Here is a 17,998-nt window from a genome sequence, read left to right as displayed (position 1 = left end):
CAGTGACGACGCGCCGGGTCCGGGGAGCCCGGGACAGTGACGACGCGCCGGGACCGGGGAGCCCGGGACAGTGACGGCGAGCGGGGGCCGAGGAGGCGGTGTGGACGGTCCGGAGCGGCAGGAGTCGTCGTCCGTGCCCGGGTCCGGGCCCGCGCGCAGGCGGTTCCTCGGGCTGTGCGCGGGCGTCGGACTCGGCGCGGCGGCGGCCTGCGAGCAGTTGGCCCCGGCCCATGGGTCCGCCGCCCACGACGCCCGGCTGCCCGAGGCGGAGCGCGGCCGTCCGGGGACCGCCGACTGGCGCATCGGGTCCCTCGGCGCTCCCGACGCGATCGCCGGTTACGCCGACCGGGTGAGCGTGACGCCGGGCGAGGAGTTCGGCCTGTCCGTCTCGACCACGGCCGCCGCCTTCCGGGTCTCGGCGCTGCGGGTCGGCTGGTACGGCGGGAAACAGGCCCGGCGTGTCTGGTTCTCCCCGCGCATCCCGGGCCGCGCCCAGCGGTCTCCGGGGATCCTCTCCGCCACCCGCACCGTGCGCGCCGACTGGCCGCGCACGCTCACCGTGGACACGACCGGCTGGCCGGAGGGCGCGTACCTGCTGCGTCTGGAGGCCGAGAGCGGCCATCAGCGGTACGTCCCGCTGGTCCTGCGCTCCACGCACGGTGCGGGCCGTACCGTCCTCCTGCACGCCCCGGCGACCTGGCAGGCGTACAACAGGTGGGGCGGGCTCAGCCTCTACGCCGGCTCCGACGGCGGCTACGCGGGCCGCTCGCTGGCCGTCACCTTCGACCGGCCCTACGACCAGAACGGCGCGGAGAAGTTCCTGGTCTACGAGTGGGCGGCGGTCGTACTGGCCGAGCGGCTGGGCATCCCGCTCGCCTACACCACGGGGACGGACGTGCACGCCGACCCCGGGGTGCTGGCCGGGGCCACCGCCGTCGTCTGCCTGGGGCACGACGAGTACTGGACGCCCGAGCAGCGCCGCCATGTCACGGCCGCCCGGGACGCGGGTACCAACATCGCCTTCCTCGGTGCCAACACCTGCTTCCGGCGCGTCCGGATAGAGGCGTCGGACACCGGCCCCGGCCGTACCGTCGTCTGCTACAAGTCCTCGTACACCGCGGACCCCTGCTTCCCCGCCCGGCCCGCCCTGGTCACGACCGACTTCCGCGCGGCACCGGGCGCCAACCCGGAGTCCTCGCTCACCGGAGTGCTCTACGAGGGCTACCCGGTGGACGCCCCCTACATCGTCACGGCGCCGGACCACTGGCTGTACGAGGGCACCGGAGTCCACGCGGGCGAGGGTTTCGGCCATCTCGTGGGCGCCGAGTACGACCGGGTCCTCCCCGGCACGGCCGCCCCCGGCCCGCTGGAGATCACGGCCCACTCCCCCCTGGTGTGCGACGGCCGGCGCAGCCACGGCGACTCGGCGTACTACACCGTGCCGAGCGGCGCCGGGGTCTTCGCGACCGGCACCATGCGCTGGGTGGAGGCCCTGATGGCGGCCACCGGCGACGGCAGCCGGCACCATGGCATGGACGCGGCTACCCGCGCCTTCGTCACCCGCACCACGGAGAACCTGCTGCGCGCCTTCGCCGAAGGCCCGGCGGCCCACCACCGCCCCGCGCCGCGCCCCAACGCCGCGCAGGTGTACGGAACCGCCTCGGCGTGACCCCCACGCGGACGCCGTGCGGGGACGTACGGGTGTCGTCGGGCCCCGTCCGTAGCACCATGGCTGCATGCTGCTGACCCGGCTCGCCGAAGTGTCCCGGGAGGTGGCCGCCACCGCGGCCAGGTCCCGCAAGACCGCGCTGCTCGCCGAGCTCTTCCGGGAGACGGCCCCCGACGACGTGCCGATCGTCATCCCCTACCTGGCCGGGCGGCTCCCGCAGGGCCGCCTCGGTGTCGGCTGGAAGGTGCTGGGCCGACCGGTCGCGGCAGCCGCCGAACCATCCCTCACCGTGCGCGAGGTGGACGCCCGCCTCACCGGTCTCGGTAAGGTCTCCGGACCCGGCTCGCAGGCCGAACGCGGCAGGATCGTGGGCGAGTTGATGGGCGCGGCCACGGCGGAAGAGCAGTGCTTCCTGCTCGGCCTGATCACGGGTGAGGTTCGGCAGGGCGCCCTGGACGCGGTGGCCGTGGAAGGGCTCGCGCAGGCGACGGACGCGGACCCGGCGGACGTCCGGCGGGCCGTGATGCTCGCCGGGTCGCTCCAGGCGGTGGCCGAGGCGCTGCTGGCGGACGGCCCGCCCGCCCTCGCCCGCTTCCGCCTCACCGTCGGGCGGCCGGTGCTGCCCATGCTGGCGCAGACCGCCTCCTCGGTCGCCGAGGCGGTGGCGAAGCTGGGCGCGTGCGTGGTCGAGGAGAAGCTGGACGGCATCCGGGTCCAGGTCCACCGGGACGGCGACATGGTCCGGATCTTCACCCGCACGCTCGACGACATCACCGACCGCCTTCCCGAAGTGACGTCAGTAGCACGGGAGTTGACGGGTGACCGGTTCATCCTCGACGGCGAGGTGATCTCCTTCGACGCCGCCGGCCGCCCCCGCTCCTTCCAGGAGACGGCGGGCCGGGTCGGCTCCCGGGTGGATGTCGCGAAGGCCGCGGAGGAGGTCCCGGTCTCCCCCGTCTTCTTCGACGCGCTCTCGGTCGGCGACCACGATCTCCTCGACCTCCCCTTCGCCGAACGGCACGCGGAACTGGCCCGGCTGGTCCCCGAGCCGATGCGGGTGCGCCGGGCGCTGGTGTCGGGGCCGGCGGACACGCCGGCGGCCGAAGAGTTCCTCGCCGCCACCCTGGAACGCGGTCACGAGGGCGTGGTCGTGAAAGCCCTCGACGCGCCCTACAGCGCGGGCCGCCGGGGCGCCTCCTGGCTGAAGGTCAAGCCGGTGCACACCCTCGACCTGGTCGTCCTGGCTGCCGAATGGGGACACGGCCGGCGCACCGGCAAGCTCTCCAACCTCCACCTCGGCGCACTCGCCCCGGACGGCACCTTCGCCATGCTCGGCAAGACCTTCAAGGGCATGACCGACGCGATGCTGGAGTGGCAGACCGCCCGGCTGAAGGAGCTGGAGGTCTCGGACGACGGCTGGGTGGTGACCGTACGCCCCGAACTCGTCGTCGAGATCGCCTACGACGGTCTGCAGCGGTCCACCCGCTACCCGGCCGGAGTCACCCTGCGCTTCGCCCGGGTCGTCCGCTACCGCGAGGACAAGCGGCCGGAGGAGGCGGATACGGTGGAGTCCCTGCTGGCCGCCCACCCGGAGGTACGGCGTTGACGGAGCCGAAGCGAAGCGCGGGACTGCTGTTGTTCCGGCATACCGGTGAGGGTCTTGAGGTGTTGCTCGGCCATATGGGCGGCCCCTATTTCGCGAAGAAGGACGCGGGTGCGTGGACCGTCCCCAAGGGCGAGTACGGGCCGGAGGAGCCGGCCTGGGCGGCGGCCCGCCGCGAGTTCCAGGAGGAGCTGGGCCTGCCGCCGCCGGACGGCGAGGCGATCGAGCTGGGCGAGGTCCGGCAGACCAACGGCAAGATCGTGACGGCGTGGGCGATCGAGGCGGACCTGGATCCGGCGGCCATCGCCCCCGGCACCTTCGAGATGGAGTGGCCGCCGCGGTCGGGCCGGATCCAGGAGTTCCCGGAGCTGGACCGGGTGGCCTGGCTGACCCCCGACCGGGCCCGCGAGCTGATCGTCAAGGCGCAGGCCGCGTTTCTCGACCGGCTGGCGGAGCACTCGGGCTGAAGGGACGCCCACGCGTTGCGGTCCCGGGAGCCGCGCGGGAAGGTCTTAGCAAGCCCGCTCCCAGGGAGGTCAGCCATGCCCATCGCGACGGTCAACCCGGCGAACGGTGAGACGCTCGAAACGTTCGAGGCCATGAACGAGGACGAGCTGGAACGCCGGCTCGAACTCGCCGAGGCCACGTTCCGTACGTACCGCACGACCACGTTCGCCGAGCGCGCCCGGCTGCTGCACGGGGCCGCGGACCTGCTGGACTCGGACCAGGAGGACATCGCGCGCACGATGACCACCGAGATGGGCAAGCCGGTCAAGCAGGCTCGCGCGGAGGCCGCGAAGTGCGCGAAGGCGATGCGCTGGTACGCCGACCACGCGGAGGAACTGCTGGCCGACGAGGAGCCGGCGGAGACGGACGTGAAGGACTCGGGCGCTTCGCGGGTGCGGGTGCGCTACCGCCCCATCGGGCCGGTGCTCGCCGTGATGCCGTGGAACTTCCCGCTCTGGCAGGTGGTCCGGTTCGCCGCGCCCGCGCTGATGGCGGGCAACGTGGGCCTGCTCAAGCACGCGTCGAACGTCCCGCAGACCGCCCTGTACCTGGAGGACCTCTTCCACCGGGCGGGCTTCACCGAGGGCTGCTTCCAGACGCTGCTGATCGGCTCCGGCGCGGTCGACGACATCCTGCGCGACGAGCGGGTGCGGGCGGCGACGCTCACGGGCAGCGAGCCGGCGGGCCGCGCGGTCGCGTCCACCGCCGGGGAGATGATCAAGAAGACGGTGCTTGAACTGGGCGGCAGCGACCCCTTCGTGGTGATGCCGTCCGCCGACATCGACCGGGCCGCGAAGATCGCGGTCACCGCGCGCGTGCAGAACAACGGGCAGTCGTGCATCGCCGCGAAGCGGTTCATCGTCCACACGGACGTCTACGACGCGTTCGCCGAGCGGTTCGTGGCGGGCATGGCGGAGCTGCGCATGGGTGACCCGATGGACGAGGGGACGGATGTCGGGCCGCTCTCCAGCGAGCAGGGGCGGAAGGATCTGGAGGAGCTGGTCGAGGACGCGAAGCGGTCGGGTGCTCAGGTGCTGTGCGGCGGGCAGCGGCCGGACGGGCCCGGCTGGTTCTATCCGCCGACCGTACTCGCCGGGATCCACCGCGACATGCGCATCCACCGCGAGGAGGCGTTCGGGCCGGTGGCCACGCTGTACCGGGCCGGGGACCTGGACGAGGCGGTGCTCATCGCCAACGACTCGCCCTTCGGACTGAGTTCGAACGTCTGGACGCGGGACGAGGCCGAGGTGGACCGGTTCGTACGGGATCTGGAGGCCGGTGGCGTGTTCGTCAACGGCATGACCGCCTCCCACCCGGCGTTTCCCTTCGGGGGTGTGAAGCGGTCCGGATACGGGCGTGAGCTGTCCGGGCACGGAATCCGGGAGTTCTGCAACATCACCACCGTTTGGCAGGGTGCGTGACGGTTACGCGGCTACGATCCGGGTGTGAACCGCGAAGTGACTCTGCCTCTGGTCGTCGACGACCGCGGGACCTTGCAGGTGGCTGCGGCCGACGTGAGTAAGTTGTTGCGGACCATGGGCGGGCGGTGGCTGCGGCTTGTGGAGGCCGGGGAGAGTGGGCTCGACGAGGACACGGTTGCCGCTCTGACCATTGAGCTCGCGAAGCTTGCGGATCGGATCGACGTGGCTTGTATCGCCCATAGCAGTGGGCAGCAGGGGTAGTTCGGCGGGTGCGGGTCGGCGGGGGTTGCTCGCGCAGTTCCCCGCGCCCCTAGGGAATTTCGCCCAACGCCGACCAGAACATCGCCTCATAGGCCTGGAGCAGACGGCCGTAGGTGTACGCCGAGCCTGTGTCGAGGCGGCCGGTGTCCAGTCCCGCCCGCACCGCTGCCTCTGCCTGCTCGTCCAGCGCCGGGGCCGGTTCTGCGAAGAAGTCGAAGAACGCGCAGGCCTCGTCCGTGAAGCCGTAGTGCGCGCGCAGGCCCTGGGCGATGCGCGCGCAATACGTCCCCCATGTCGCGAAGTTGGCCGTGATGGCCAGGACCGCGTCCGTCGGGGCGGCGTTGAGGGCGAGCCAGGAGATGTACGCCGGGTACGCCTGGCAGCCCGGCAGGGGCTCGTACGCCTGCATGCGTCGCTGATCCACTTCGCACGCCACCATGAACGCGCCCAGCCGCTCTGCCGCCAGCTCCTCGCCCTCGGCCAGCATGGTGAAGAACCCTGCGGCCGCCTGCTCCCCGTCGGCGCGCTGCGCCAGATGCAGGAACGCGCGCCGGTCGGCGGGGATCACCCGGTGTTGTTCCAGGGCCAGTGCGGCGAGTGTCCCCAGACTCGCCCGGCCGCTGGCGACGAGCGGACCAATGGATTGGCGTTCGGGTCCGGGGCAAGCTCTGACCTGGTGGTTTTCAGCATTTCCGCGGCCGTGCCGGGCATCGCGTCCTCCTCGTCGAGGTACCTCTGTGCTGATCCGACCCTGACACGGGGTCACCGGTTCGGAGTAGTCCGGCGCGAGATCATCGCCCTCACGGGTGATCGTGAGGGAACCACCTCCTGAGGTGAACCACCTTCTGGCCGGCGGGCCCAAACCCGCCGGAAGGCTGAAAGCAGGCACGGTTCATGGCGACTTTGTGCAAGCCCTCAGTGTCGGTCCCGGAGTACGTGATCACGATGGAGGAGACGCTGGAACTGGCGCGCTCCCACCACGAGAACAACCCGCAGCTGCCATTGGCGCTGAGACTGATCGAGAACACGGGCGTTCGTACCCGGCACATCGTGCAGCCGATCGAGGAAACCCTCAAGCACCCCGGCTTCGAGGAGCGCAACAAGCTCTACGAGGTCGAGGCCAAGGCCCGGGTCCCCGCAGTCATCCAGCGGGCACTCGACGACGCCGAACTGCTCACCAGCGACATCGACGTGATCATCTACGTCTCGTGCACGGGCTTCATGATGCCCTCGCTCACGGCGTGGCTGATCAACGAGATGGACTTCGACTCGACCACCCGCCAGATCCCGATCGCGCAGCTCGGCTGTGCGGCCGGCGGGGCGGCGATCAACCGGGCGCACGACTTCTGCTCGGCGTACCCGGACGCCAACGCGCTCATCGTGGCCTGCGAGTTCTGCTCGCTGTGCTACCAGCCGACCGACCTCGGTGTCGGCTCGCTCCTGTCCAACGGCCTGTTCGGTGACGGCATCGCCGCCGCCGTGGTCCGCGGCAAGGGCGGCGACGGCGTCGAGCTCGAACGCAACGGGTCGTACCTGATCCCCAAGACCGAAGAGTGGATCATGTACGACGTCCGGGCCACCGGGTTCCACTTCCTGCTGGACAAGCGGGTCCCGGCGACCATGGAGCCGCTCGCACCGGCGCTCCAGGACCTGGCAGGACTGCACGGCTGGGACGCCTCCGACCTGGACTTCTACATAGTCCACGCGGGCGGCCCACGGATCCTGGACGACCTCAGCAAGTTCCTCCAGGTCGATCCGCACGCGTTCCGGTTCAGCCGGGCCACGCTCACCGAGTACGGCAACATCGCCAGCGCCGTCGTCCTGGACGCACTGCGCCGGATGTTCGACGAGGGCGGTGCCGAGCACCGGGCGCGCGGACTGCTCGCCGGGTTCGGTCCCGGCATCACCGCGGAGATGTCGCTGGGTCGCTGGCGGCGTTCGGACGAAGGGGCGGACTGACCGAGATGACACTCACGGAACGACTCGACCCCGCCGACGAAGCTCCTGGCGAGGACGCCTGTCCGGTCCGGTACTGGGAAGTGCCGGACCTGACGGGGGTGGACTTCGACCCCACCCTGGCGGAACTCATGCGGGAGGGTCCGATCACCCGCATCCAGCTGCCGAACGGCGAGGGCTGGGCGTGGCTGGTCACCCGGTACGACGACGTACGAGCGGTGGCCAACGACCCCCGGTTCAGCCGCAAGGCGGTGCTGGACCACCCGGTCACCAGGCTCGCCCCGCACTTCATCCCCGATCGCGGTGCGGTCGGCTTCCTGGACCCGCCCGACCACACGCGGCTGCGCCGCTCGGTGGCCGCCGCGCTCACCGCCAAGGGCGTGGAGCGGGTCCGGGAGAAGGCGCGCCGGATGCTGGACGAGCTCGTCGACAAACTCGTCCAGGACGGCCCGCCCGCCGATCTCACCGCGACGGTCCTGAGCCCGTTCCCCATCGCGGTGATCTGCGAGGTGATGGGCGTCCCTGCCGCCGACCGGCACACCATGCACCTCTGGACCCAGCTGATCCTGTCCTCCAGCCACGGCAAGGAGGTCAGCGAGCGGGCCAAGCGTGAGATGAGCGCCTACTTCGGTGACCTCATCGCGCTGCGCGACGGCAGTGCCGGCGAGGACGTGACCTCCCTGCTCGGCACCGCCGTGGGCCGCTGTGAGATCACCCTGGAGGAGGCCGTCGGTCTCGCCGTCCTCCTCCAGATCGGCGGCGAGGCGGTCACCAACAACAGCGGGCAGATGTTCTACCTGCTGCTCGCCCGGCCCGACCTCCTCGACCGGCTGCGCACCGAGCCGGCGATCCGCCCCCGGGCGATCGACGAACTCCTGCGCTACATCCCGCACCGCAGCGCGGTCGGGCTGTCCCGGATCGCCATGGCTGACGTGGACATCGGGGGCGTACGGATCCGGGCGGGCGATGCGGTCTACGTCTCGTACCTGGCCGCCAACCGCGACCCGGAGGTCTTCGCGGACCCCGAGACGATCGACCTCGCCCGCAGTCCCAACCCGCACATCTCCTTCGGGTTCGGCCCGCACTACTGCCCCGGCGGCCAGCTCGGCAGGCTGGAGGAGGAGTTGCTGGTCGACACCCTCCTCGACCGGCTGCCCGGGCTGCGGCTCGCGGTACCCCCGGACCAGGTCCCCTTCAAGAAGGGGGCGTTGATCCGGGGGCCCGAGGCCCTTCCGGTGACGTGGTGAGCGCCCCATGACGACGACCGAGGGACTCCTTGTGCCACCTGGTCATGGGCGTGTGGTCCACACGCCGGCCCAGCGCGTCACCTTCAAGGTGACGGGCACGCACTCGCGGAGCGCATCCACCTTCGAGGTGGAGGTCCCGCCGGGCTTCGACGTGGGCGCCCATGTGCACACCCGCAGCGAGGAGTTGTTCTACGTCCTCGAAGGCGAGCTGGACGTCCTCGCCTTCGAGCCCCGCATCCGCACCCCCGACAACTGGCAGAAGTGGCAGTCGAGTTCGGGCAGCAGGGTGATGCGGGCGACCCCGGGCACGGTGATCGTCGTACCGCCCGGCTGCCCACACGCCTTCGCCAACCCGACAAAGGCCCCGGCACGGATGTTCTTCCAGGCCTCCCCGCCACCGGATCACGAGCGCTACTTCGAGGAGCTGCTGGAGATCCTGGGAAGCGGCGGTCCCCCCGACCACGAGGCGATCGAGGCACTCCGCAAGCGCTACGACATCGAGCAGTTGACGCCTTTGAAACTCCGGTAAGTGGATGCGCCCCAAAGGGGCGCGGGGAACTGCGCGACCAGCCACGACGCGCCCGCAGACCGTGTCGCGCAGCACCCCGAACGGCGGCTACCGGATCGGCATCCCCGACAGCGTCCGGGCGATCACCAGCCGCTGGATCTCACTCGTACCCTCGAAGATCGTGTAGATCGCCGCATCCCGGTGCATCCGCTCCACCGGGTACTCCCGCGTGTAGCCGTTGCCACCGAGGATCTGGATCGCCTGCCCGGTGACCTTCTTGGCCGTCTCGCTGGCGAACAGCTTCGACATCGACCCCTCGGCGGCCGTGAACGGCTTCCCGTTGATCGCCATCCAGGACGCCCGCCACACCAGCAGCCGGGCCGCGTCGATGGACGTACGCATGTCCGCGAGCTGGAAGGCCACGCCCTGGTTGTCGATGATCGGCCGCCCGAACTGCTCACGGGTCATGGCGTAGTCGAGGGCGACCTCGTAGGCGGCACGTGCCGTGCCGACGGCCATCGCCCCGACCGCGGGCCGGCTTGCCTCGAACGTCGCCATCGCCGCGTTCTTGACGCGCTCACCGCCCGACTTCGCCCGCTCCCGGGCCCGGGCCAGGCGCTCGTCCAGCCTCTCCTTGCCGCCGAGCAGGCAGGAGCCCGGCACGCGGGCGTTGTCCAGGACGACCTCGGCGGTGTGCGAGGCGCGGATCCCGTGCTTCTTGAACTTCTGCCCCTGGGCGAGTCCCGGAGTGCCCGGCGGGACGATGAAGGACGCGTGGCCCTTGGAGCCGAGCTCCGGGTCGACGACCGCGACGACGACATGGACGTTGGCGATGCCACCGTTGGTCGCCCAGGTCTTGGTGCCGTTGAGCACCCACTCGTCCTTGGCCTCGTCGTAGACGGCCCGGGTGCGCATGGAGCCCACGTCGGAGCCGGCGTCCGGCTCGGAGGAGCAGAACGCGGCGACCTTGACGTCGTTGGCGTCGCCGTACATCTGCGGGATCCAGGTGCCGATCTGCTCCTCGGTGCCGTTGGCGAGGACGCCGACGGCGGCGAGACCGGTGCCCACGATGGACAGCGCGATGCCCGCGTCGCCCCAGAACAGCTCCTCCATGGCCATCGGGATGCCGAGGCCGGTGGGGTCGAAGTACTGCTGGGCGTAGAAGTCGAGGGAGTAGATACCGACCTTCGCGGCCTCCTGGATGACCGGCCAGGGAGTCTCCTCACGCTCGTCCCATTCGGCGGCCGCGGGACGAATGACATCGGCGGCGAAACCGTGCAGCCAGTCCCGGACCTCCTTCTGTTCGTCGTTGAGCTCCATGGTGAACTCGGCCATGACCCCTCCAGCGGCGGCGCATAATGTGTTACTAGCGGTAACCCGAGTCTGTTACTGGTCGGTAGGAAAAGTCAACTCCCGAGGTCACCTCGGCAGCCAGTTCGATACGGGATGGCTGTCAGGTGTTAGTTTGCGCGAGCAGTACCGAAACAGCACGGGGTGGGGAGAGCACATGGACACCACACAGCGGACCGAACAACAGCGGTCCGCCGACCGCCGACGGCGCGAGCTGCTGGAGGCCGCCGACCGGGTGGTACTGCGCGACGGTCCACAGGCTTCCATGAACGCGATCGCGGCCGAGGCCGGCATCACCAAACCCATCCTCTATCGCCACTTCGGCGACAAGGGCGGGCTGTACGCGGCGCTGGCCAAGCGGCACACGGACGCGCTGCTGAACTCACTGCGGGCCGCACTGGACGCTCCGGCGGAGCGCCGTGAGCGGGTCGAGGCGACGTTGGACACGTACCTCGCGGCGATCGAGGCGCGGCCTCAGGTGTACCGGTTCCTGATGCACCCTGCCGAGGGCAGCACGGGGGCCGAGCAGGGGTTTGACGTGGGGAAGCACTCGGCTCCGTTGCTGCGCAGGATGGGTGAGGAACTGGCTCAGGTCATCGAGGACCGGCTGGATCTGGGGCCGAACAGCCAGCAGCTGGCCCGGGTATGGGGGCACGGGATCGTCGGGATGATGCATGCGGCCGGGGACTGGTGGCTGGGGGAACAGCCGTGTTCCCGTGCCGAACTGGTCAAGAGTCTGGCTGATTTGCTGTGGGGGCGGCTGGCTGCGGCGGGGGACAAAATAGGTGGTCCGGGGTTCTGACGGTCGTGCGCCGTGTCACGGCCGGTGGGGGCTGGTCGCGCCCACGCGGCGGAGCCGCATATCGATACAGCCCAGCGCCCCTTCGGGGCGCATTCGCTCACCGGTGCCAAGAGGATTTGGCCACCTGTCGCATCAGCTTGCGCTTGCGCCAGCCCGTGACGTGGTCGGCGTAGACGCGGCCTTCCAAGTGGTCGGTCTCGTGTTGCAGGCATCTCGCGAAGAAGCCCGTGCCGTGGATCGTGATCGGCTCCCCCGTCGCCGTGAAGCCCTCGACCACCGCGTGGTCGTAGCGTTCTGTCCCCGCCTCCAGGCCCGGCAGGGACAGGCAGCCCTCGGGGCCGCGGATCGTCACGCCGTCGGCCTCCACCAGGCGCGGGTTCACCACGTGGCCCAGGTGGCGGACGTCCTCGTCGTCGGGGCAGTCGTAGACGAACACCCGCAGCGACTCCCCCACCTGGTTCGCCGCCAGGCCCACCCCCTCGGCCGCGTACATCGTCGCGAACAAGTCCTCCACCAGTCGGGAGAGTTCGGGGCCGAAGTCGGTGACGTCCGCGCAGGGGGCGTGCAGAACGGGGTCGCCGAGCAGGGTGAGGGGCCGGACCCGCCCGCGGGAGCCCGGAATGGAACCGTGTCGCATGGCCGCAAGGGTACGGTTCGGATCAGGCCCTGCCCGCCGCGCAGGCGAGGGCCGGAATTCGGGTGTGCGAATGGATCTCGATAGGCTGGCCTCACACCACGTTGCCGGATGGCTGAGGCGCGGCGCGTACGCAAGGAGGATCGAGAACTGATGGCAGGCAACTCGGACCCGCTCACGCCGCGGGCCAAGCTCGCCGTGACCGCGGGCAAGGCGGTCGCGGCGGCGTCCCGGGCGGCGGGACGCGGCAGCGGATCTGTGATCGGTGGCCGGGTCGCACTCAAACTCGACCCCGACCTGCTCGCCCGGCTCGCCACCCACCTGGACGTCACGCTCGTCTCGGCGACGAACGGCAAGACCACGACCACCAGGCTGATCGCCGAGGCGCTGAAGGCCGCGGGGCCGGTCGTCTCGAACGCGCTCGGCGCCAACATGCCCGCCGGCATCACCTCGGCGCTGGCCGGTGGCTCGGACTCGAAGTTCGGTGTCATCGAGGTCGACGAGAAGTACCTGGCCGGGGTGGCCCGGGACACCGCACCCAAGTGCATCGCCCTGCTCAACCTCTCCCGCGACCAGCTCGACCGCGCCGCCGAGACCCGGATGCTCGCCGAGAACTGGCGGGAGGGCCTCGCGGGGTCGAAGGCCGTGATCGTGGCGAACTGCGACGACCCGCTGGTGGTGTGGGCCGCGTCGTCCTCCCCCAACGTGGTCTGGGTCGCCGCCGGGCAGATGTGGAAGGACGACGCCTGGTCCTGCCCGTCCTGCGGTGGCGTGATGCAGCGCCCGGGCGACGACTGGTTCTGCGGCGAGTGCGGGTTCCGGCGGCCGACCCCGAGCTGGGTGCTGTCGGGCGACCACGTGCTCGACCCGCACGGTTCCGCCTGGCCGATCCATCTGCAGCTGCCGGGCCGTGCCAACAAGGCGAACGCCGCCTCCTCGGCCGCCGTCGCCGCCGTCTTCGGGGTGCCGCCGCAGGTCGCCCTGGAGCGGATGTACCAGGTGCAGGCGGTCGCGGGACGCTACGACGTCGTGCAGTTCCAGAACCGTGATCTGCGGCTGCTGCTGGCGAAGAATCCGGCCGGCTGGCTGGAGACGTTCTCGCTCATCGACCCGCCGCCGGCCCCGGTGATCCTCTCCGTGAACGCACGCGGCGCGGACGGCACCGACACCTCCTGGCTGTGGGACGTGGACTACACGCGCCTCACCGGCCACCCGATCTTCGTGCTGGGTGACCGCAAGCTGGACCTCGCGGTGCGTCTGGAGGTGGCGAACCAGCACTTCCAGGTCTGCGACTCGCTCGACCAGGCCGTGCAGATGTGCCCGCCGGGCCGTATCGAGGTCATCGCGAACTACACCGCGTTCCAGGACCTGCGCCGCCGCGTCGGCAACTGACCACGAAGGACGAAGACTTCATGAGCGACAACCAACTGCGGCTGGTGTGGATCTACCCGGACCTGCTCAGCACCTACGGCGACCAGGGCAACGCGCTCGTCGTGGAGCGCCGGGCCCGGCAGCGCGGTCTCGACGTGGCCCGGCTCGATGTGCGCAGTGACCAGCCGATCCCGACCTCCGGCGACATCTACCTGATCGGCGGCGGCGAGGACCGTCCGCAGCGGCTCGCCGCCGAGCGGCTGCGCCGCGACGGGCATCTGTACCGGGCGGTGGAGAACGGCGCGATCGTGTTCTCCGTGTGTGCCGGGTACCAGATCCTCGGGCACGAGTTCATCAACGACCTCGGGCAGCGGGAGCCGGGCCTCGGGCTGCTGGACGTGACGACCGTGCGCGGCACCGGGGAGCGGTGCGTCGGCGACGTCCTCGCCGACATCGACCCGCGGCTCGGGCTGCCCCAGCTCACCGGGTTCGAGAACCACCAGGGCGTCACCCAGCTCGGCCCCACCGCCCGCCCCTTCGCCCGGGTCCAGCTCGGCCGGGGCAACGGCACCGGGGACGGCACGGAGGGCGCGTACAACGAGACCGTCTTCGGCACGTACATGCACGGGCCGGTGCTCGCCCGCAACCCGCTCATCGCCGACCTGCTGCTGAAGCTGGCGCTCGACGTCAACGCGCTGCCGCCGATCGACGACCGCTGGTACGAGGCCCTGCGCAACGAGCGGATCGCGTCCGCGCAGCAGCCTGCCTGACCGTTTCGGCGGGGTCGGTTCCGGGCGCCGTCACGGGCACGGTTCCGAGCCCGCCTGACAGCGCGTCCGCTCACATGTGCGGGCGCGTCCAGCAGGCGGACGCCCGCTAGGGAGGCACCCCCTCACGCCGGTAGGGTGGCCGCGTTGTCAGCCGGACAGCGTGGTCCGGTCCTCGGCCCACGTGAAGAAGGTTGTTTCGGGCTATGCGCATTGGTGTCCTCACGTCCGGTGGCGACTGCCCCGGCCTGAACGCCGTCATCCGGTCCGTCGTGCACCGTGCCGTCGTCGACCACGGCGACGAGGTCATCGGCTTCCGGGACGGCTGGAAGGGCCTCCTGGAATGCGACTATCTCAAGCTCGACCTCGACGCCGTGGCCGGCATCCTGGCCCGCGGCGGTACGATCCTCGGCTCCTCCCGCGTCCAGCCCTCGCATCTGCGCGACGGTGTGGAGCGGGCCAAGGGCCATGTCGCCGAGCTCGGCCTCGATGCGATCATCCCGATCGGCGGTGAGGGCACGCTCAAGGCGGCCCGGCTGATGTCCGACGCGGGCCTGCCGATCGTCGGCGTCCCGAAGACCATCGACAACGACATCGCTGTCACCGACGTCACCTTCGGCTTCGACACGGCCGTGGGCGTGGCGACCGAGGCCCTGGACCGGCTCAAGACCACCGCCGAGTCCCACCAGCGGGTGCTCGTCGTCGAGGTCATGGGGCGGCACACCGGCTGGATCGCCCTGCACTCCGGCATGGCCGCCGGCGCGCACGCCATCGTCGTACCGGAGAGGCCCTTCGACATCGAGGAGTTGGCCCGCCGGGTCGGCGAGCGGTTCGAGGCGGGCAAGCGGTTCGCGATCGTCGTCGCGGCGGAGGGGGCCAAGCCGAAGGCCGGCACGATGGAGTTCGACGAGGGCGGCAAGGACATCTACGGCCATGAGCGGTTCGCCGGGATCGCCCGGCAGCTCTCCATCGAGTTGGAGGAGCGGCTCGGCAAGGAGGCGCGGCCGGTGATCCTCGGGCACGTCCAGCGGGGCGGGACGCCGACGGCGTACGACCGGGTGCTGGCGACGCGGTTCGGGTGGCATGCGGTGGAGGCGGTGCACCGGGGCGAGTTCGGTCACATGACCGCGCTGCGGGGGACGGACATCGTGATGGTGCCGCTCGCCGAGGCCGTGGAGACGTTGAAGACGGTTCCCTCCGGGCGGTACGACGAGGCGGAGACGGTGCTGTAGGGGCAGGGCCGTAGGGGGTGCCGGTTCGTCGCCGGGTGCGGATCCTGCGTGGTTGCTCGCGCCCACGCGGCGGAGCCGCATATTGACACAACCCCGCGCCTTCCTGGAGGTAGGGACACTCGCCCCCGGTCGCAAGTGCGGTCGGGGGCGGTTCTACTCTGGGGTCGGCAGGAAACGCACAACCCCCCACGAATCAGGAGCCGCCGGATGGATCACAGCGGGCACGGCATGACCATGGATCTGCCGCCGTTCACGCTGGGGCGCGGGCTGGAGTGGTCGGCGGATCCCTTCTTTCTCGTCGCCTGTGTGGCCGGGCTCGCTCTGTACGGGTGGGGTGTGGTGCGGCTGCGGCGGCGCGGGGACTCGTGGTCCGTGGGGCGGACCGTGTCGTTCGTCGTCGGTGTGCTGACCGTCATGCTCGTGATGTGCACCAGGCTGAACGACTACGGGATGGTCATGTTCAGCGTGCACATGGTGCAGCACATGATCATCAGCATGCTGTCGCCCATCTTCGTCCTGCTGGGCGCCCCGGTCACCCTCGCACTGCGCGCGCTGCCGGTCGCGGGGAAGGGCCGGAAGGGGCCGCGTGAGCTGCTGCTGGCCCTGCTGCACAGCCGCTACATGCGGGTCATCACCCACCCCGCCTTCACGATCCCGCTGTTCATCGCGAGCCTGTACGCGCTCTACTTCACACCGCTGTTCGACTTCCTCATGGGCTCGAAGACCGGGCACATCGCGATGATGGTCCACTTCTTCGCCGTCGGTATCGTCTTCTTCTGGCCGATCATCGGCGTGGACCCGGGGCCGCACCGGCCGGGGTATCTCATGCGCATGCTGGAGCTGTTCGCGGGCATGCCGTTCCACGCCTTCTTCGGTATCGCGTTGATGATGGCGTCGGAACCGATGGTGGAGACGTTCAAGAACCCGGCCGCCTCGCTCGGCATCGACGCGCTCTCCGACCAGAACGCGGCCGGCGGGATCGCCTGGGCGTTCAGTGAGATTCCGTCCGTGCTGGTGCTGATCGCGCTGTTGTTCCAGTGGTACGGCTCGGAGCAGCGCCAGGCCCGGCGTACGGACCGGGCCGCCGACCGGGACGGCGACAAGGAACTCGAGGCGTACAACGCCTATTTGGCCTCACTGAACGCACGCAAGGGCTGAAAGGGTTTTCGTTCAGTAGCATAAAGCGCGATGGGATAACCGCCGGGGGGAGCGGTGATGACACTTCGCGCTTTCTTGCACCAGGCATGTGTGCTTGTTGTCCTGGTGCCGGTACTGATACTCAGCGGATGCGGGCGGGACTCGCACGACGTCAAGGCGGCCGCCGTCGGTGTGCCGGCGCTCGACCCGTTCTTCGACGAGGGCCAGGGGGTCGGCCACGACAAACAGGCCCCTTCACTGCCGGTGCGCGGCAACCTGCAGCAGGGGGACGCGCCCGGTCTCTACGGGGGAACCCGGCAGCCGACGATCTGCGACGTCGAGAAACTCAAGAAATTCCTCACCGATCCCGCGAATCACCGAAAGGCACAGGCATGGGCCGGTGTCTTCAAAATCTCGACCGAACACATTCCTGATTTTCTCGACCGACTCACTCCGGTACTCCTGCGTCACGACACCCTCGTGAAAAACCACGATTACAAAAGCGGCACCGCAGTGTCCTACGACTCCCTGCTCCAGGCCGGAATCGCCGTTCTCGTCGATCAGCAGGGACAGCCCGCCGTGAAGTGCTCGTGCGGAAATCCGCTGCGGCCTTTCAAGGGCGACGCCGGCCGCATCAAGGTCGACTTCGAGCACGGCAACAAGGTGTGGCCGGGGTACGACGAGCACGAGGTGACGGCGGTACGACCCGCCGCGCGGCCGCTGAGGCAACTCGCGCTCGTCGATGTCGCCGACCCCGAGCGGGGCTTCGAGCGGCCGGTCGGCACGACGGGCTCGCACGACACCGTGTTCAGCACCGGCGAGCAGCATGCCGTCCCCGATGTCGTCGGCCTGTCCTTCGGCGCGGCGAGCGGACGGCTCTCCGGCGCGGAGCTGGCCGCCGCCTACGACAGTGCCGAGCCGCCGCCCGACGACGCCCGGGTACTGGCCTCGGACCCGGTGGCGGGGACACGGCTGACGTTCGGGGAGTACGTCACCCTGCGGGTGGCCGGGGGCACGAGCGGCGACGAGTCCGGCGGATCGTCGTCCTCCGGATCCGTGGGAGGGGAGATCTCGGGGTCCTCGTCGTCATCGGATCCGGGGTCCACGTCATCGGATCCGGGGTCCACGTCATCGGATCCGGGGTCCTCGTCATCGGATCCGGGGTCCACGTCGCCGGATCCGGGGTCCACGTCATCGTCGTCCTCGTCGCCGTCGGGGGTGTCTTCGTCGGACACGCCGTCGGACTCCGGTACGCCGTCCCGTGCGTCCTCGCCCCTCGCTTCGGGTCCGCTGCCGCCCTCGGACCCGCCCTCCTCCGCCTACCAGGGGGCCTCCCCCGCCCCGCCGGCCTCCTCGGATCCACCGCCGGACTCGGCTTCCGCGCGCCCGCCGGACTCCCCGTCCGTCACCCACAGCGCCACCGGCCCTTCTCCGTCGGGAACGGAACCGGCCGCGCCCGGCGAACCGGTGCCGGCGGACGGTACCGGCTCCGGCACCACGTGACACCGCACGCGAACGCGAACCCGGGAGTGA

17 protein-coding genes are annotated in these 17,998 nt (G+C 70.5%); 14 read left to right on the top strand and 3 right to left on the bottom strand.

The annotated features are described in order from the left end of the window. Positions 1-100: 100 nt before the first annotated feature. The 5 genes from EDD90_RS44995 to EDD90_RS44975 all read left to right on the top strand — a co-directional run bounded on the left by EDD90_RS44995 (position 101) and on the right by EDD90_RS44975 (position 5,461). A complete protein-coding gene (locus tag EDD90_RS44995; protein ID WP_260328497.1) occupies positions 101-1,669 on the top strand; it encodes a N,N-dimethylformamidase beta subunit family domain-containing protein in 1,569 nt (522 codons plus the stop codon). Positions 1,670-1,736: 67 nt separating this feature from the next. After that, positions 1,737-3,275 carry an ATP-dependent DNA ligase gene (locus EDD90_RS44990; RefSeq protein ID WP_123978826.1) on the top strand — a complete coding sequence of 513 codons (1,539 nt, stop codon included), beginning with the start codon at positions 1,737-1,739 and terminating at the stop codon, positions 3,273-3,275. Beyond that, complete coding sequence (locus EDD90_RS44985) at positions 3,272-3,739, top strand: NUDIX domain-containing protein (RefSeq protein WP_123978825.1); 468 nt, start codon at positions 3,272-3,274, stop codon at positions 3,737-3,739. Before EDD90_RS44990 ends, EDD90_RS44985 begins: the two co-directional genes overlap by 4 nt. A 75-nt stretch (positions 3,740-3,814) precedes the next feature. Continuing rightward, positions 3,815-5,200 carry an NADP-dependent succinic semialdehyde dehydrogenase gene (locus EDD90_RS44980; RefSeq protein ID WP_123978824.1) on the top strand — a complete coding sequence of 462 codons (1,386 nt, stop codon included), beginning with the start codon at positions 3,815-3,817 and terminating at the stop codon, positions 5,198-5,200. A gap of 24 nt (positions 5,201-5,224) precedes the next feature. Next, on the top strand, positions 5,225-5,461 hold the full coding sequence (locus EDD90_RS44975; protein ID WP_123978823.1) for a DUF6213 family protein: 237 nt from the start codon (positions 5,225-5,227) through the stop codon (positions 5,459-5,461). Positions 5,462-5,510: 49 nt separating this feature from the next. Here the strand turns inward: EDD90_RS44975 and EDD90_RS44970 are convergent, their stop codons facing one another. Further along, the gene (locus tag EDD90_RS44970) at positions 5,511-6,029 is read right to left on the bottom strand and encodes a transcriptional regulator (protein WP_311737253.1); all 519 of its coding nucleotides are present in this window, start codon (positions 6,027-6,029) and stop codon (positions 5,511-5,513) included. Between the two features lie 326 nt (positions 6,030-6,355). Between EDD90_RS44970 and EDD90_RS44965 the strand changes: the two genes are divergently transcribed. The 3 genes from EDD90_RS44965 to EDD90_RS44955 are packed head-to-tail and all read left to right on the top strand — an operon-like array spanning position 6,356 to position 9,193. Further along, entirely contained in the window at positions 6,356-7,420 is a 1,065-nt protein-coding gene (locus tag EDD90_RS44965; protein WP_123978822.1) for a type III polyketide synthase, read from the top strand. Then, positions 7,417-8,664 carry a cytochrome P450 gene (locus EDD90_RS44960; protein WP_398928755.1) on the top strand — a complete coding sequence of 416 codons (1,248 nt, stop codon included), beginning with the start codon at positions 7,417-7,419 and terminating at the stop codon, positions 8,662-8,664. Before EDD90_RS44965 ends, EDD90_RS44960 begins: the two co-directional genes overlap by 4 nt. A gap of 7 nt (positions 8,665-8,671) precedes the next feature. After that, positions 8,672-9,193 carry a cupin domain-containing protein gene (locus tag EDD90_RS44955; protein ID WP_123978820.1) on the top strand — a complete coding sequence of 174 codons (522 nt, stop codon included), beginning with the start codon at positions 8,672-8,674 and terminating at the stop codon, positions 9,191-9,193. Between the two features lie 87 nt (positions 9,194-9,280). Here the strand turns inward: EDD90_RS44955 and EDD90_RS44950 are convergent, their stop codons facing one another. Further along, positions 9,281-10,507 carry an acyl-CoA dehydrogenase family protein gene (locus tag EDD90_RS44950; protein WP_123978819.1) on the bottom strand — a complete coding sequence of 409 codons (1,227 nt, stop codon included), beginning with the start codon at positions 10,505-10,507 and terminating at the stop codon, positions 9,281-9,283. A gap of 172 nt (positions 10,508-10,679) precedes the next feature. On the opposite strand from EDD90_RS44950, the gene EDD90_RS44945 reads away from it, so the two are divergent. Beyond that, positions 10,680-11,324: a TetR family transcriptional regulator gene (locus EDD90_RS44945; RefSeq protein WP_123978818.1), complete on the top strand. Its 645-nt coding sequence runs from the start codon at positions 10,680-10,682 to the stop codon at positions 11,322-11,324. 97 nt (positions 11,325-11,421) lie between these two features. Here EDD90_RS44945 and def read toward each other — a convergent pair whose 3' ends face one another. Further along, complete coding sequence (def, locus tag EDD90_RS44940; RefSeq protein WP_123978817.1) at positions 11,422-11,961, bottom strand: peptide deformylase; 540 nt, start codon at positions 11,959-11,961, stop codon at positions 11,422-11,424. 150 nt (positions 11,962-12,111) lie between these two features. On the opposite strand from def, the gene EDD90_RS44935 reads away from it, so the two are divergent. From EDD90_RS44935 to EDD90_RS44915, 5 genes are all read left to right on the top strand, one after another. Continuing rightward, positions 12,112-13,350 carry a MurT ligase domain-containing protein gene (locus EDD90_RS44935; protein ID WP_123978816.1) on the top strand — a complete coding sequence of 413 codons (1,239 nt, stop codon included), beginning with the start codon at positions 12,112-12,114 and terminating at the stop codon, positions 13,348-13,350. A 20-nt stretch (positions 13,351-13,370) separates the two neighbouring features. Continuing rightward, positions 13,371-14,099 (top strand): type 1 glutamine amidotransferase, encoded by a 729-nt coding sequence (locus EDD90_RS44930; RefSeq protein WP_123978815.1) that lies wholly within the window; start codon positions 13,371-13,373, stop codon positions 14,097-14,099. 203 nt (positions 14,100-14,302) lie between these two features. After that, complete coding sequence (locus EDD90_RS44925) at positions 14,303-15,328, top strand: 6-phosphofructokinase (protein WP_123978814.1); 1,026 nt, start codon at positions 14,303-14,305, stop codon at positions 15,326-15,328. Between the two features lie 207 nt (positions 15,329-15,535). Beyond that, positions 15,536-16,486: a cytochrome c oxidase assembly protein gene (locus EDD90_RS44920; RefSeq protein WP_123978813.1), complete on the top strand. Its 951-nt coding sequence runs from the start codon at positions 15,536-15,538 to the stop codon at positions 16,484-16,486. Positions 16,487-16,591: 105 nt separating this feature from the next. Next, entirely contained in the window at positions 16,592-17,968 is a 1,377-nt protein-coding gene (locus EDD90_RS44915; RefSeq protein WP_260328496.1) for a PASTA domain-containing protein, read from the top strand. Positions 17,969-17,998 lie beyond the last annotated feature (30 nt).

This window comes from Streptomyces sp. Ag109_O5-1 (assembly GCF_003814875.1).
Classification (GTDB): domain Bacteria; phylum Actinomycetota; class Actinomycetes; order Streptomycetales; family Streptomycetaceae; genus Streptomyces; species Streptomyces sasae.
This window is presented reverse-complemented; position numbering and strand designations above follow the sequence as displayed.